The organism is Bacillus sp. LBG-1-113 (genome assembly GCF_020708615.1).
Taxonomy (GTDB): Bacteria; Bacillota; Bacilli; order Bacillales; family Bacillaceae; genus Bacillus; species Bacillus mojavensis.
Genome location: NZ_JAJFDG010000001.1, coordinates 583,995 through 597,449, shown reverse-complemented (window position 1 = coordinate 597,449; position 13,455 = coordinate 583,995). Strand labels below are relative to the sequence as shown.

Genomic DNA, 13,455 nt, shown 5'->3' with positions numbered 1-13,455 from the left:
CTGACTCACTCCTGTCTATTCAATGCGATATTGTTTGGATTGCTCTTCGCCCTGCAATACCCTGAGCGCCCCTTGGGCCAGAGATTGCAGTTCGTTTTCTCCCGGATAAACTAAAACGTCCGAAATCCAATCTATGTATGAGCTGATGCTGGAAACAAAGCTTTTGCCGTAAGCCAGACCTCCTGTCAGAACAATGGCCTCGACTTCGCCTTTTAATACGGCGCTTGCTGCTCCGATTTCCTTCGCTACCTGATACGCCATGGCATCAAAAATTAAGCGGGCTTTTTCATCGCCCCCCTGAATCATTTGTTCAACTTTCACAGCGTCATTTGTACCGAGATAACCGGAGAGCCCGCCGGTTCCGACCAGTTTTTTCATCATTTCTTCTTTTGTATATTTTCCTGAAAAGCATAAATTGACGAGATCCCCCGCAGGCACTGTTCCTGCGCGTTCAGGACTGAACGGCCCCTCTCCGTGAAGGCCGTTGTTGACATCCACCACCCGGCCCCGATCATGCACCCCTATTGTAATGCCGCCGCCCATGTGAGTAATAATCATTTTCATATGCTCATATCGTTTGCCAAGAGAGGCTGCCGCCTTACGGGCGACAGCTTTTTGATTTAAAGCATGAAAAATGCTTTTCCGTTCAATTTCAGGCATGCCTGACATTTTAGCGAGTTCTGACATTTCGTCAACTACAACAGGATCCACAATATAAGATGGAATGTTGAGACCGTCAGCAATTTCCCTTGCGATAATGCCTCCTAAATTGGAGGCATGCTGTCCGGCATAACCGCTTTTCAAGTCCTCTATCATATGGTCATTCACTTCATATGTCCCGCCTTCTATCGGGCGGAGAAGACCGCCTCTGGCACAGACAGCATCAAATTTCGAGATATTAATGCCTTGTTCATGAAGCGTTTCGAGGATATGCTTTTTTCGAAACTCATACTGGTCAATAATATGGTCGAATTGCTGCAGCTCTTCTATGTTGTGTCTCAGTGTTTTTTCAAAAATACTGCGTTCATTATGAAAAACACCGATTTTCGTCGAAGTTGAGCCTGGATTAATGGTGAGAATGCGTTTTTCATCATGTAGCATTACAAAACCTCCAGATCAATTTCTTAGCGTCTGCTTAATATATGGTGGCCGTTCTGCAAAAACTGGCTTCTTGAGCGGCGATTGCGTTCAATTCGCTCTTCAGCCAAGCGGTCAGCCGCTAAATACGTCGGAATGCCGTCACGCTGGGAAATGTCAAGGACCCGTTCAATATTAGCGTAAATGCCCTCAACCTTTTTCAGTGCACGTTCCGCATTATAGCCGTAAAGCTCATCCGCCACATTGATAACGCCGCCCGCGTTGATGACGTAGTCCGGTGCGTAAACAATGCCCATTTCGTGAATTTGATCGCCGTGGCGAGTTTCTTTCAGCTGATTGTTAGCCGCGCCTGCAATCACTTTTGCTTTCAGCTGCTTAATAGTATCGTCATTGATGGTTGCACCAAGAGCACATGGCGCATAAATATCGCAGTTTTGTGAATAAATATCTTCTGGATCAACTGCACGTGCACCAAAATCTTGTACCGCACGTTCAACTGATTGCTTGTTGATATCCGTAACGATTAAGCTTGCTCCTTCTTCATGAAGGTGGCGGCATAGATTGTAAGCCACGTTGCCAACACCCTGTACAGCGATGGTTTTTCCTTCAAGAGAGTCTGTGCCGAATGCAGCTTTAGCGGCAGCCTTCATGCCTTTATACACTCCGTAAGCCGTAACAGGCGACGGATTTCCTGAAGAGCCGAATGCAGGGGAAATACCTGTGACAAAATCTGTTTCATCATGAATGATATCCATATCCTCAACCGTTGTGCCGACATCCTCAGCCGTAATATATCTGCCGTTAAGCCCTTGAATATAGCGGCCAAACGCACGGAACATTTCTTCATTTTTATCCTTGCGCGGATCGCCGATGATGACCGTTTTTCCGCCTCCCAGGTTTAAGCCTGCCGCCGCGTTTTTATAGGTCATGCCTCTTGCAAGTCTGAGTGCGTCCTCAATTGCAGCTTCTTCATTTTCATATGTCCACATTCTCGTTCCGCCAAGTGCAGGTCCCAGCGTCGTATCATGAATTGCGATAATTGCTTTTAATCCTGATTGTTCGTCTTGGCAGAAAACCAATTGCTCATAATCGTATTGCTCCATATATTTAAACAGTTCCATATCAGTTCCTCCTAAAGTGTGTATTCTTCAGATGCGCATAATGCCAGCGCGATCGAATACAGTTTGTTTTCAGCGGAATCCGCTCGGCTCGTTAATGCAATCGGCGCTTTGGCTCCCGTAATGACAGCCGCCACGTGTGCTTTTGCAAAATAAATCAGTGATTTATATAAAATATTTCCCGCTTCAATCGAAGGAACGAGAAGAATATCGGCGCTGCCCGCTACGTCTCCCGAAATCTTTTTCTGAGCCGCAGCGATTTGCGATACTGCATTATCTAAGGCAAGCGGACCATCTACAATGCACCCTTTAATCTGCCCTCTTTTGTACATTTGGGCGAGAGCAGCTGCATTGACCGTCGCTTCCATCTTCGGATTTACCGTTTCTACCGCTGCAAGGGCAGCCGCTTTTGGCATATTGTTCCCTACTGCACGCGCGACATGAACAGCATTTTGAAGAATCTGCTGAAGCTCCTCCAGCGAAGGGGCGATGTTCATAGCCGAATCTGTCACAAACATCAGCCTCTCAAAACCGGGAATATCAAATACGGCCACATGAGAAAGGACACGGGATTTCCGCAGGCCTTCCTGTTTGTTTAATACCGCTTTAAGCAAAACAGACGTCGGCACATTCCCTTTCATTAAGACATCCGCTGTTTTTTGATGAACAGCGCGAACCGCTAGCTTCGCTGATTCCTCCGGCGTATTGGCATGAATGATTTCCACTTGATGCCCTTGCATGGATGATGTCAAGTCGTTCAGTTTTTTGCTGTCGCCCACTAATAAAAAACGGACGGACAAATGCTCGGCTGCCAGTTTCACAGCCCGGATCACTTCCTCATCCTCAGCATGAGCAACCGCAATGGTCTTGTTTTTGTGCATCGACGCTTTGCCGATCAAATCTTTCAGCTTCATCAGTTACCACCTTTCTTGTCTCGACTCCGCTTTTTATTATGCAAGTTCTATGCCAGCTCGGTGCGATGCTGTCATGATGGATGCGAAGAAAGATTCGTGCAGACGTTTGCGCTTATTCTGCAAATTATTGCATGCCTTCATTTGCAAGGCCGTATTTATCCATTTTGTAATATAAATTTCGAATGCTGACGCCGAGAGCTTTCGCTGTTTTCGTACGGTTAAAATGATGCTTTTCCAGCGTTTGCTGAATCAAGTGAGCCTCAAATTTTTCAACGGCCTTAGACAGCTTTTCGCCTTCGATGTCAGGAAAATCAAAACCGGCTCCCTGTTCTGCGCTGTTTTCTTTTTGTTCTATTTCAAATACAGGCAAATGCTCTTTTTCAATCCATTCCATGTGCGGCTTCAGAAAAATCATTGCTCGTCCAAGGACATTTTCCAGCTCGCGGACATTCCCCGGCCAATGGTAAGCCGACAATGCCCGCAAAGCCTGCTGCGTCAGTCCCTTTACATTCCGGCCGTAATCCCGGTTAATTTTTTGAATGAGCCTTTCACTGAGTGCTTCAATGTCTTCAATCCGCTGACGCAATGGGGGAATAGAGATGGGATAACGATTAATACGGTAATACAGATCTTCACGGAACGTACCATCCGCCATTGCTTTTTCGATATTTACATTTGTGGCTGCAATAATTCTCACATTAACAGGGATTGCTTTCGTGCCTCCCACTCTGACGATCTCTTTTTCTTGAAGAACACGCAGCAGCTTCGCCTGCATATTTTGCGTCAGCTCGCCGATTTCGTCTAAGAAAATACTGCCGTTATTGGCTTCTTCAAATAAGCCCTTCTTGCCGCCGCGCTTTGCTCCCGAAAACGCGCCTTCCTCGTAGCCAAACAGTTCCGATTCCAGAAGATTTTCTGAAAGAGCGGCGCAGTTTACGCGGATGAATTTATTGTATTTCCTGTCGCTTTCGTTATGGATGGCATGGGCAAACAGCTCTTTTCCAGTGCCCGATTCTCCGCGCAGCAAAATCGTTGCCGGCGTTTTCGCTCCGAGCTTCGCCTGCTCAAGCGCAACCAGCATTTGCTCACTTTTGCCGATAATGTCGTCGAAGGTATATTTCGCTTCGAGCGTGCGGATAATCTGTCTGGCCCTGTTAAGCTCTGCGGTCAGCATTTTAATTTCTGACACGTCATGGATCACGCCGACACTTCCTTTTAAAATGCCATCCACAATCACCGGCGCCACATTGACGATGACCTCTTTTTCATTCGGGCCGACCTTCATTCTGACGCCGCGCACTGGGCGTCTTGTCTCAAGCACCTTTAAATGCATGCTTTCTCCTTCAGAAATATCAGTGCTCGCCGGCTTGCCGATGACTTCTTTTTCAGAAAGTCCCGTCATTTTTGTGTATGCTTTATTGATCAACAGGCCAATGCCATTTTCATCAACGACAGAAATCGCCTCATCAGAGGATTGTATAATCGCCTCCAGCATCGTGCGCACCTGTTTTAGATTTGTCACTTCCTCCGCCAGCTCGACCGCATCTGTAATATCCTTAAATACACAGAGTGCTCCGAGCAGACGTCCGCCTTCATCAATGATCGGCAGCCTGGTTGTTACAATTTGCAAATTTTCACCCAAAAGCTGCTTTTGATTGTATTCAGGCTCTCTTGTTTTTAAAATCCGAGGCATCTTAGTGCTCGGGATGACTTCTTTGATCGGGCGCCCAATGACTTCCTCGCGTTTTTTCCCCACCATTTTTTCAGCCATATGATTAAATAGAATGATCTCTTCATTGATATCAATAAAAATCATCCCGTCATGAGTGGAATTAAAGATCCGGTCATGTTTGTAGGTTTGTTCTTTTAACATTTGAATCAGCTGCTGTTTTTCTTCCATGAGCTGAAACACAATATAAGCCATCTTTCCCGGCATAACAATGGTCTGCTCATGCTTTTCCTGAAGGAGTTCGTCAAGTACAGCTTGATCACCCGTTGTATGAATGACGATATCCGGCTTTTGTTGTATGTATGGTTTCCAATCAGATGAAACGGCAATTCCATAATGTTTTGCTTCTTTTAATCCCGGCGCTTCGGGGTTTTTGTCAACCACGGCAATAATGTCTATGATGGCTGTTTTAATGAGAATTTGTAATAACGCCGTTCCCCTTTTACCGGCACCTACGATCAGTACCTTCTGCATCCCGATACCCCTTTGTATGAAAAAATTTGCATACCTGTTTTTTCCGTTGCAATAATTTGCACAACCCTATGTTACCACGTTTTCTTCTCTTGACAAAATATTTTTTCCGCTGGACAATAAAGGAAATGAAAAATAAAGGGGTTTTCTGAACATGAGCCGACTTTTTGCGCTTTTGATTTTAGTGCTCCCCGGCGCCATCTCTGCTATGGGCATTAAACTGATGAGAGATATGCTTTTCGGCCATACGGTAAAGCCGTTTTCTTCTCTTTGGCTCCAAGGTTTATCAGGATTTATCTTTTTTGTTTTCGGCCTGTATGTGCTGGCCGGGTTCATCTTGTACAGAGACAGAAAACGCAATCAAGTCAGTCCGCGATTCAGAAAACAAAAGATGTAAAAAAGCCGGAGCGCGCTCCGGCTTTTTTGTTCGCACTATTCATCAGGCAAGACAGTCTTGGCAATCGTTTTGTCCAGCGCTTCATAATCATAATAAGAAATCGTTTCATACAGTTCCTTACGCGTCTGCATATCATCAAGCCCTTCTTTTTGCGACCCGCGCTCCCTTATCAGGCTAAACATCCGTTCATAAGCCTTTGCCGCAGCTCTGAGCGAGGTGACCGGATAGATCACCATCTGAAACCCCATAGCAGCAAATTCATCTGCATGATAATAAGGCGTTTTCCCAAACTCAGTCATATTGGCAAGAAGCGGGACAGGGATCTGTTCAGCAAACTGGCGAAATTCGTTTTCCGTTTGAAGCGCTTCAGGGAAAATTGCGTCCGCTCCCGCCTCAATGTATGCCAAAGCGCGTTTTATTGCGGATTCAAGTCCTTCCTGCGCTCTTGCATCTGTACGGGCAACAATGACAAGTGATGGCGCCGCTTGTTTGATGGCTTTTATTTTTTGCGCCAATTCCTGAGCCGGGACAAGCTGTTTGCCATTCAAATGCCCGCATTTTTTCGGAAGCTGCTGGTCCTCTATTTGCACAGCTGCCACCCTTGCTTCCAGCATCTCGCGGGCGGTGCGGGCAGCGTTTAATACCCCGCCAAAGCCCGTATCGATATCAACGAGCAAAGGCAGGTCTGCTGCGCGGACAAGATCTTTTGCCCGTTCGGCCATTTCTGCCGACGTAACAATTCCGAGATCAGGCAGCCCCCTGCTGGCCGTATAAGCCGCACCCGATAAGTATAAGGCAGAAAAACCGGCCTCCTTCGCAAGCAAGGCGGCCATCCCGTCATGAACACCGGGAATTTGCAATATTTCCGGCGCACACATCAGCTTGCGGAAGCGTTCAGCAAGCTCTTCTTGTGACGATTGCTTATTGACGATCCAAGACAAGATATGAGTCCTCCTTTCACATACAGAACATATCGACAAAATCGTTTACACGCATGGTTTGCAATGTTTCATAACTGGTGCAGTTCTTGTAAATATGGTTTTGCTGTTTCTCAGAAAAATGGGTTTTGAGATTCGCAGAAAACTTTTCTAACAATTTTGGCACAGCCTCGTCTCTTCGAAAACGATGCCCCAGCGGAAATTCACATTCAACCATCTCTGTACTCGTTCCGTCTTTAAAATGAATCTGAACGGCATTTGAAATGGAGCGTTTATCTGGTTTGAGGTAATCTTCAGTATATGCTTTGTTTTCAGTTACTTCCATTTTTTCTCGAAGCCTATCTATTCTTGGATCACTTGCCGTATCTGCCTCATAATGCTGTGCAGTGATATCACCGAATATTAAACCAATCGCTGTGATGTATTGCAGACAATGATCGCGATCCGCCGGATTATGCAGAGGGCCTTTTTTATCAATGATGCGAATAGCTGATTCATGCGTTCTGATGACAACACGGTCAATTTCATCGATACGGTCTTTGACCTGCGGATGAAGAATGACGGCACACTCTGCCGCTGTCTGGGCGTGGAATTCCGCAGGATAAGAGACTTTGAACAACACATTTTCCATGACATAAGCGTCAAGCGGGCGGGCAAGCTTGATCTCTTTCTTATTGAATAATACGTCTTGAAAGCCCCATCCCGGAGCGGTCAAAGCTGTCGGATAACCCATTTCGCCTTTTAACGCCATCAGTGCGAGATGAACGCCCCTGCTGGTCGCATCTCCTGCGGCCCACGATTTGCGCGAGCCTGTATTAGGTGCATGCCGGTATGTCCTCAAGGCTGCATTGTCAATCCAAGCATTCGAAAGCGCATGATTGATTTCTTCCCTACCGCCGCTCAGCAGCTTTGCGGCTACAGCCGTCGTTGCCACCTTGACAAACAACACATGATCAAGACCGACTCGGTTTAAGCTATTTTCTAACGCCAGCACACCTTGAATTTCGTGAGCCTTAATCATCGCTTCAAGGATGTCACGGACCGTTAATGGCTCTTTTCCTTCAGACAGCCTCACTCTTGATACATAATCAGCCGCCGCAAGAATGCCGCCCAAATTATCTGACGGATGCCCCCACTCCGCAGCAAGCCACGTATCGTTGTAATCAAGCCAGCGGATCATACACCCTATGTTAAATGCTGCCCGTACAGGATCAAGAACATATGACGTTCCCGGCACTCTGCTTCCGTTTGGCACATGGGTTCCGGGGACAATCGGGCCGAGCAGCTTGGTGCATTCGGGATAACGGAGCGCTAAAATCCCGCAGCCGAGTGTATCAAGCAAAACGTGACCTGCCGTTGTAAACGCTTCTGAACTCGTAATCTCTTTCTCAAGCACATAGTCTGTTATTTCTTCAATGACATGATCCGTTTTCAACATTCGACCAATTCCTTTCATGATTTGGATTTGTTCTCATATCGCGGGCCGGTATAGCGGACACGAGGGCGGAACAAGCGGTTATTGGAATGCTGTTCCATCACATGTGCGCATAAGCCTGCTGTTCTCGCACTGAAAAAAACAGGCGTATACAATGGAATTGGTATACCAAGCATCCAATACACCGGGGCGGCATAATAATCCAAATTCGGATAAAGCCCTTTTTCCCGCTCCATCAGCTGCTCCCCCGCTTCACACATTTCGTATAAGCAATGATCGCCGGCTTGATCGCATAGTTGCTGAAGCGCTTCTTTCATCATAAGCGCTCTCGGGTCCATTTTTTTCATATACACCCGGTGGCCGAAGCCCATAATTTTTTCTTTTTTTCTCAGTTTTGATAACAGGATTTGTTCAAAATCAGGCGTTGTTTTTGCCTCTAAGAGCATATACATGACCGCTTCGTTTGCGCCTCCATGTAGATTTCCCTTCAAAGATGCTACAGCTCCTGTCAATGCGCCATAAAGATCCGATTGTGTTGAGGCGATCACCCTGGCTGTAAAGGTTGAATTTGGCATCTCATGCTCGCTGTACAGGATAAGTGAACGGTCAAAGATCCGCTCTTCCAATGCGGATGGTATTTTTCCCGTCATCATGTATAAGAAATTCGCGCTGTAGGATAGGTGCTGAAGCGGGGAAATTGGTTTTCCTTTATTTATCATTCTATAGCTGCTTGCTGTGAGAGCAGGCATTTTTCCTAAAAGCTGATAGGCGCGCTCCTTGTTTGCAGAAGGCGATCGATCGTCAATTTGGCTGTCGTAGCCGGCAAGAGCTGACATCCCGGTTCGCAGACTATCCATCGGATGAGTATGTTCAGGCAGCAGCTCAAGCAGACGGACAATGTCAGCCGGCAGGTTTGAAGCGCTGTTGACCTTCCTTTTGACCGTTTCCGTTTCATTGTCAGCCGGCAGCCTCCCCTCCAGCAATAGATGCACCAGTTCAAGATAGCTTTTGGTTTTTGAAAGATCTATTAAATCATAGCCTCGAATCAATATCTGACTATACTGTGTGTCAAGATAAGAAATATTCGTTTCTGCTGCGACGACCCCGTCAAGACCTGGAGAAAAATGCTGTTTACCATCCATATCCTCAACCTCCGCTTTGCGTTATTATCTGTCAGATTGTGCCAAGCAGGTGCTTGGAAATAATGAGTCTTTGAATTTCATTTGTGCCTTCATAAATTTGTGTTACCTTTGCGTCCCTAAGCAGCCGTTCGACCGGATAATCTTTCATATAACCATATCCTCCATATATCTGGACTGCCTCAAGTGCAGCTTTCACTGCTGAATCAGAAGCAAATTGTTTAGCCATGGACGCTTCCTTTCCGCAGGCCAGACCGCGGGTATGGAGATCTGCCGCATGATAGACAAGGTGCCTTGCCGCCTCTGCTCTTGTCGCCATATCGGCGAGCTTAAACGATATGCCTTGATTGGCTGCGATAGGCCTGTTGAATTGGACACGCTGTTTCGCATAAGCAACCGCATATTCCAGGGCAGCCTCTGCAATTCCCAGCGCTTGTGCTGCAATGCCGATGCGTCCCACATTCAGGTTCGCCATTGCGATTTTAAATCCATCCCCCTCTTGGCCCAGTAAGTTCTCTTCCGGCACTTCCGCATTTTCAAATATCAGCTCTGTTGTGTTGGAACCGTGAAGCCCCAGCTTTCTTTCTTTTTTGCCGACTGTAAAACCAGGTGTGTTCTTTTCAACGATAAAAGCCGAAATCCCGTTCCTGTTTTGGCCTGGGGCAGTTAAAGCAAACGTAATATAGAGGTCAGCGGCACCCCCGTTCGTTATGAAGATTTTCGATCCGTTTAAAATATATTTGCCGTTCTTTTTGATTGCTGTGGTGCGAAGGCTCCCGGCATCCGATCCAGAGTAAGGCTCAGTCAGCGCAAATGCACCCAAATAGTTTCCTGAGGCGAGTTTCGGTATATATTTCACTTTTTGCTCTTCGTTTCCGAAGTACAAAATCGGATTTGTGCCCACTGAGGAATGAACCGAAAGAATGACACCGACCGCCGCGCTGATTTTAGAAATCTCATGAATGGCCAAAATATAAGAAACAATGTCCGCTCCAGCGCCGCCATATTGTTCCGGCACTGGTATTCCCATCAAGCCGTGTTCACCCATTTTCTTCATTAGCTGAAATGGAAATTCATCTGTTTTCTCCATGACCTCCGCAGCAGGAGCAATTTCTTTTCGGGCAAAATCACGCACCATCTTTCGCATCATGACTTGCTCTTGGGTTAAATGCAACTTGGCCACCTCCGGGTTGGAATTGACTTCAGGTATTCTTCACCTCGCCGTAATGATAAAAACCGCGTCCGCTCTTTTTGCCGAGCCACCCTGCTTTGACGTACTTACGAAGCAGCGGGCAAGGGCGGTACTTGGAGTCACCAAGCCCGGAGTGAAGGACTTCCATAATCGACAAACATGTATCCAGCCCGATAAAATCAGCTAACTTAAGGGGTCCCATCGGGTGATTCATACCAAGTTTCATAACCTGGTCTATTGCGTCTGGCTCAGCTACCCCCTCATAAAGGCAATAGATGGCTTCATTGATCATTGGCAAAAGCACACGGTTGGAGACAAATCCGGGAAAATCATTGACTTCGACCGGCGTTTTCCCCATTTTTTCCGCTAATGCAATAATGGCTAACGCAGTTTCATCTGATGTCGCCAGGCCGCGAATGACTTCAACCAGTTTCATCACAGGAACGGGGTTCATAAAATGCATGCCAATGACATGTTCAGGTCGGTTTGTGACAGCTGCAATTTCTGTTATCGGCAAGGAGGATGTATTGCTGGCCAAAAGCGTATGAGCCGGGCAAATATGATCAAGGTTTTTGAACAATTTAGTTTTTGCCGTCATGCTTTCTGCAATTGCTTCAATCACAACATCCGCATGCTGCGCCTCCTCCAGCGCCGGGGAAAGCGAAATACGGCTGATAACAGCCTTCACTTCTGCTTCCGTCTTTCTTCCTTTTTCAGCATCGCGGGTCAAATGCTTTTTTATGTGCTGAAACCCCGTTTCCGCTGCCTCAGGATTCAAATCATACAGCCGCACATAAAAACCGGCTTCAGCCGCTGTTTGGGCAATTCCGCTTCCCATTTGTCCAGCGCCGGCTACCATGATATGTTTGATTTCCATTCAAATCCCCTTCTCCGTCAATGTTTTAATGAACTTGAACCAAGACAGCGTCTCCCTGAGCCGCTCCGCTGCAAATAGCAGCAATCCCCAGTCCACCTCCCCGGCGCTTTAATTCGTACACAAGTGTCATCAAAATTCTCGCACCGCTAGCACCGATCGGGTGGCCCAGTGCAATTGCTCCGCCATTGACGTTTACTTGTTCAAGATCAAACCCAACGATTTTTTCACATGTTAATACAACAGAAGCAAATGCTTCATTGACTTCAAAAAGGTCAATATCCTGTAATGTAAAGCCGGTCTTTTTCAGCAGCTTGTTTATTGCGTATCCCGGGGCCGCCGCAAGCTCATGCGCTTGCATTCCGGCTGTTGAAAAACCAAGAATGGTTGCAAGAGGACGCTTTCCAAGTTCAGCGGCTTTTTCCTCAGACATTAATACAAATGCTCCCGCTCCGTCGTTGACTCCCGGCGCATTGCCGGCTGTAATGGATCCGTCACTCGAATAAATCGGAGAAAGTTTCGCAAGCTGATCGAGAGTGGTATCGCGGCGAATCGCTTCATCTTTGTCAACAATGTTTGTTTTTCCTTTCCGGCCAAGCCAGCTGACAGGAACAATTTCTTCATCAAACTTTCCTTCATCGGCCGCAGCAGCCGACCGCTTATGACTTCGAAGGGCCCATTCATCCTGCTCTTTACGTGAAATGCCATATTCCTTGGCCGCAGTATTTCCGTGAACGGCCATGTGCACTTCATCAAAAGCGCACATTAATCCGTCGTAAACCATTAAATCCCTCAGCTCCCCGTTACCCATCCGTGCCCCCCAGCGGCCAGCGGGAACAGCATACGGAATATTGCTCATGCTCTCCATGCCTCCGGCAACAAGAATGTCCGCATCACGCGCCCGAATCATTTGGTCACATAGAGTGACAGCACGAAGGCCAGAGGCGCAAACTTTATTTAGTGTTTCCGATGGCACACTCCAAGGCAGTCCGGCTATACGGGCAGCTTGCCGGGAAGGTATCTGGCCCGCACCGGCTTGGACAACCATACCCATGATGGCGCCTTCCGCCTGATCTCCAGAGACTCCGGCACGCTTTAACGCCTCTTTCATAGCAGCGCCCCCGAGTTCAGCAGCTTTTACTTCTTTTAACGCACCTCCAAATTTGCCAAACGGGGTTCTTGCGGCACTTACAATGACTGTTTTCCTCATGGTTTCACCTCAAATCAAAAGATAGACAGCGCTTACATTTCTGGGTGTCTTCTATGAATGTATGCTTTGAAACAGGTATGAATGAATGAAAAAGAAGGCTGCACCGGCAGCCTTCTTGAAAACTAATTTGTTCTATTCAATTTCTTAGCGATGGCAGCAGCCCGCTCAGGAAAATCTGTGAAAATGCCGTCTGCTCTCATTTTCATCAAATGCTCCATATCGTCTGGCCGATTGACTGTATAAGGCCTTACCTTAATCGAGCTATTTCGCATTTGCAGCAGCACTTCATCCGTTACCGCCGGGCTATGCAGCTTTGGGTGGTAGCCGGCTGCCGGAATGGATTTTACATATTGATCAGCCTGATATAGCACATCTGAGGTCAGCACCGCCCGTTCAATATGGGGTGCCAGCCGGCCGCATAACGCTAAGCTTTCATGGTTAAATGCGGACAGAATCGTTCTTTCTTCTATTTTAAATCGCTTTACTGTCTCAAGCACTTTTTCTTCCATTCCTTCATAGCGGATCACGCTATTTTTTAATTCAATGTTAATCAGAAAATCCTTTTTTTCCGCCCACGAGAGCACGTCTTCAAGCAGCGGCACCCTTACATCGCCGACTGTTTGTTGATGACCGGCAGCCGCATCAGCGGTTTTCAAAACATCGTACCTCGTGTCCTTTACGAAACCTTTTAAGGATGTCGTCCGGTCGAGCCTTTCATCATGAATAACGACAATATGTCCGTCTTTTGTCAGCTGAACATCAAGCTCGATTCCATCCGCTCCGTTTTCAATCCCTTTTTCAAATGCAATCATTGTATTTTCGGGATAATGACCTGATGCCCCCCGATGGGCAAAAATCTTTGTCATTGTTTCACCTCAAGCCTAAAGTTGCCCGTTTTCTCTATTATACTGATTTAGGCCTTGTCACTCTAGAATGAAGT

General features: G+C 46.9%; 12 protein-coding genes. 1 reads left to right on the top strand and 11 read right to left on the bottom strand.

Annotated elements, in window-relative coordinates; translation table 11 throughout:
* Positions 1-15: 15 nt before the first annotated feature.
* From buk to LJF29_RS03165, 4 genes are all read right to left on the bottom strand, one after another.
* Positions 16-1,101, bottom strand: a complete 1,086-nt coding sequence (gene buk / locus LJF29_RS03180; protein ID WP_229146922.1) for a butyrate kinase — start codon at positions 1,099-1,101, stop codon at positions 16-18.
* A 23-nt stretch (positions 1,102-1,124) separates the two neighbouring features.
* Entirely contained in the window at positions 1,125-2,219 is a 1,095-nt protein-coding gene (bcd, locus tag LJF29_RS03175; RefSeq protein ID WP_024121987.1) for a branched-chain amino acid dehydrogenase, read from the bottom strand.
* A gap of 11 nt (positions 2,220-2,230) precedes the next feature.
* Entirely contained in the window at positions 2,231-3,130 is a 900-nt protein-coding gene (gene yqiS / locus LJF29_RS03170; protein ID WP_229146920.1) for a phosphate butyryltransferase, read from the bottom strand.
* A gap of 124 nt (positions 3,131-3,254) precedes the next feature.
* Positions 3,255-5,333 (bottom strand): sigma-54 interaction domain-containing protein, encoded by a 2,079-nt coding sequence (locus tag LJF29_RS03165; protein WP_229146919.1) that lies wholly within the window; start codon positions 5,331-5,333, stop codon positions 3,255-3,257.
* A gap of 151 nt (positions 5,334-5,484) precedes the next feature.
* Here LJF29_RS03165 and LJF29_RS03160 point away from each other — a divergent pair, with 151 nt between their 5' ends.
* Entirely contained in the window at positions 5,485-5,727 is a 243-nt protein-coding gene (locus tag LJF29_RS03160; protein WP_010334868.1) for a DUF2627 domain-containing protein, read from the top strand.
* A gap of 35 nt (positions 5,728-5,762) precedes the next feature.
* Here the strand turns inward: LJF29_RS03160 and prpB are convergent, their stop codons facing one another.
* The 7 genes from prpB to LJF29_RS03125 form a co-directional block, all read right to left on the bottom strand.
* Positions 5,763-6,668: a methylisocitrate lyase gene (prpB, locus tag LJF29_RS03155; protein WP_229146917.1), complete on the bottom strand. Its 906-nt coding sequence runs from the start codon at positions 6,666-6,668 to the stop codon at positions 5,763-5,765.
* A gap of 16 nt (positions 6,669-6,684) precedes the next feature.
* The gene (locus LJF29_RS03150) at positions 6,685-8,103 is read right to left on the bottom strand and encodes a bifunctional 2-methylcitrate dehydratase/aconitate hydratase (protein ID WP_229146915.1); all 1,419 of its coding nucleotides are present in this window, start codon (positions 8,101-8,103) and stop codon (positions 6,685-6,687) included.
* A 14-nt stretch (positions 8,104-8,117) separates the two neighbouring features.
* The gene (gene mmgD / locus LJF29_RS03145) at positions 8,118-9,242 is read right to left on the bottom strand and encodes a citrate synthase (protein ID WP_229146914.1); all 1,125 of its coding nucleotides are present in this window, start codon (positions 9,240-9,242) and stop codon (positions 8,118-8,120) included.
* A 31-nt stretch (positions 9,243-9,273) separates the two neighbouring features.
* Positions 9,274-10,413 carry an acyl-CoA dehydrogenase gene (locus LJF29_RS03140; RefSeq protein WP_229146912.1) on the bottom strand — a complete coding sequence of 380 codons (1,140 nt, stop codon included), beginning with the start codon at positions 10,411-10,413 and terminating at the stop codon, positions 9,274-9,276.
* A gap of 28 nt (positions 10,414-10,441) precedes the next feature.
* Positions 10,442-11,308 carry a 3-hydroxybutyryl-CoA dehydrogenase gene (locus tag LJF29_RS03135; RefSeq protein ID WP_229146910.1) on the bottom strand — a complete coding sequence of 289 codons (867 nt, stop codon included), beginning with the start codon at positions 11,306-11,308 and terminating at the stop codon, positions 10,442-10,444.
* A gap of 25 nt (positions 11,309-11,333) precedes the next feature.
* On the bottom strand, positions 11,334-12,515 hold the full coding sequence (locus LJF29_RS03130; RefSeq protein ID WP_229146909.1) for an acetyl-CoA C-acetyltransferase: 1,182 nt from the start codon (positions 12,513-12,515) through the stop codon (positions 11,334-11,336).
* A 122-nt stretch (positions 12,516-12,637) separates the two neighbouring features.
* Positions 12,638-13,381: a glycerophosphodiester phosphodiesterase gene (locus tag LJF29_RS03125; RefSeq protein WP_229146908.1), complete on the bottom strand. Its 744-nt coding sequence runs from the start codon at positions 13,379-13,381 to the stop codon at positions 12,638-12,640.
* Between the last annotated feature and the right edge of the window lie 74 nt (positions 13,382-13,455).

Bases quoted from the DNA above. Each gene is read 5' to 3' on its own strand.
- LJF29_RS03135 (WP_229146910.1), bottom strand. From the start codon at position 11,308: ATGGAAATCAAACATATCATGGTAGCCGGCGCTGGACAAATGGGAAGC.
- buk (WP_229146922.1), bottom strand. From the start codon at position 1,101: ATGCTACATGATGAAAAACGCATTCTCACCATTAATCCAGGCTCAACT.
- LJF29_RS03150 (WP_229146915.1), bottom strand. From the start codon at position 8,103: ATGTTGAAAACGGATCATGTCATTGAAGAAATAACAGACTATGTGCTT.
- LJF29_RS03125 (WP_229146908.1), bottom strand. From the start codon at position 13,381: ATGACAAAGATTTTTGCCCATCGGGGGGCATCAGGTCATTATCCCGAA.
- bcd (WP_024121987.1), bottom strand. From the start codon at position 2,219: ATGGAACTGTTTAAATATATGGAGCAATACGATTATGAGCAATTGGTT.
- LJF29_RS03160 (WP_010334868.1), top strand. From the start codon at position 5,485: ATGAGCCGACTTTTTGCGCTTTTGATTTTAGTGCTCCCCGGCGCCATC.
- mmgD (WP_229146914.1), bottom strand. From the start codon at position 9,242: ATGGATGGTAAACAGCATTTTTCTCCAGGTCTTGACGGGGTCGTCGCA.
- yqiS (WP_229146920.1), bottom strand. From the start codon at position 3,130: ATGAAGCTGAAAGATTTGATCGGCAAAGCGTCGATGCACAAAAACAAG.
- LJF29_RS03130 (WP_229146909.1), bottom strand. From the start codon at position 12,515: ATGAGGAAAACAGTCATTGTAAGTGCCGCAAGAACCCCGTTTGGCAAA.
- LJF29_RS03165 (WP_229146919.1), bottom strand. From the start codon at position 5,333: ATGCAGAAGGTACTGATCGTAGGTGCCGGTAAAAGGGGAACGGCGTTA.